Raw genomic sequence first — 1,371 nt, 5'->3', positions numbered from 1 at the left:
TAATTGCTGCAATGACACGACTTCGGCGGTACGCTTGAGCCCCGCTACATTGTCGGCGCGGAATCACTAGACCAGTGAGCTATTACGCACTCTTTCAAGGGTGGCTGCTTCTAAGCCAACCTCCTGGTTGTCTGTGCGACTCCACATCCTTTCCCACTTAGCGTACGCTTAGGGGCCTTAGTCGATGCTCTGGGCTGTTTCCCTCTCGACCATGGAGCTTATCCCCCACAGTCTCACTGCCGCGCTCTCACTTACCGGCATTCGGAGTTTGGCTAAGGTCAGTAACCCGGTAGGGCCCATCGCCTATCCAGTGCTCTACCTCCGGCAAGAAACACACGACGCTGCACCTAAATGCATTTCGGGGAGAACCAGCTATCACGGAGTTTGATTGGCCTTTCACCCCTAACCACAGGTCATCCCCCAGGTTTTCAACCCTGGTGGGTTCGGTCCTCCACGAAGTCTTACCTCCGCTTCAACCTGCCCATGGCTAGATCACTCCGCTTCGGGTCTTGAGCGTGCTACTAAAACGCCCTATTCGGACTCGCTTTCGCTACGGCTTCCCCACCCGGGTTAACCTCGCAACACACCGCAAACTCGCAGGCTCATTCTTCAAAAGGCACGCAGTCACGAGATGGAAGCAAGCTTCCATCCGACGCTCCCACGGCTTGTAGGCACACGGTTTCAGGTACTATTTCACTCCGCTCCCGCGGTACTTTTCACCATTCCCTCACGGTACTATCCGCTATCGGTCACCAGGGAATATTTAGGCTTAGCGGGTGGTCCCGCCAGATTCACACGGGATTTCTCGGGCCCCGTGCTACTTGGGTGTCTCTCAAACGAGCCGCTGATGTTTCGACTACGGGGGTCTTACCCTCTACGCCGGACCTTTCGCATGTCCTTCGCCTACATCAACGGTTTCTGACTCGTCCCACGGCCGGCAGACCGTAGAAGAGAGATCCCACAACCCCGCACACGCAACCCCTGCCGGGTCTCACACGTATACGGTTTAGCCTCATCCGGTTTCGCTCGCCACTACTCCCGGAATCACGGTTGTTTTCTCTTCCTGCGGGTACTGAGATGTTTCACTTCCCCGCGTTCCCTCCACACTGCCTATGTGTTCAGCAGCGGGTGACAGCCCATGACGACTGCCGGGTTTCCCCATTCGGAAACCCCCGGATCAAAGCCTGGTTGACGACTCCCCGGGGACTATCGTGGCCTCCCACGTCCTTCATCGGTTCCTGGTGCCAAGGCATCCACCGTGCGCCCTTAAAAACTTGGCCACAGATGCTCGCGTCCACTGTGCAGTTCTCAAACAACGACCAACCACCCATCACCCCGAGCCAGCAGCTCGAGTGCACTGGGGCCGGCACT

Annotated in this window: 1 rRNA gene (only partly in view); it reads right to left on the bottom strand. The window is 57.3% G+C overall.

Going from position 1 to position 1,371, the window contains the following annotated elements:
- Positions 1–1,280, bottom strand: a 23S ribosomal RNA gene (locus tag ACZ7G3_RS35665); it reaches 1,593 nt to the left of the window's first position.
- Between the last annotated feature and the right edge of the window lie 91 nt (positions 1,281–1,371).

The sequence above is a fragment of the Streptomyces sp. NPDC037271 genome (genome assembly GCF_055603605.1).
This window is presented reverse-complemented; position numbering and strand designations above follow the sequence as displayed.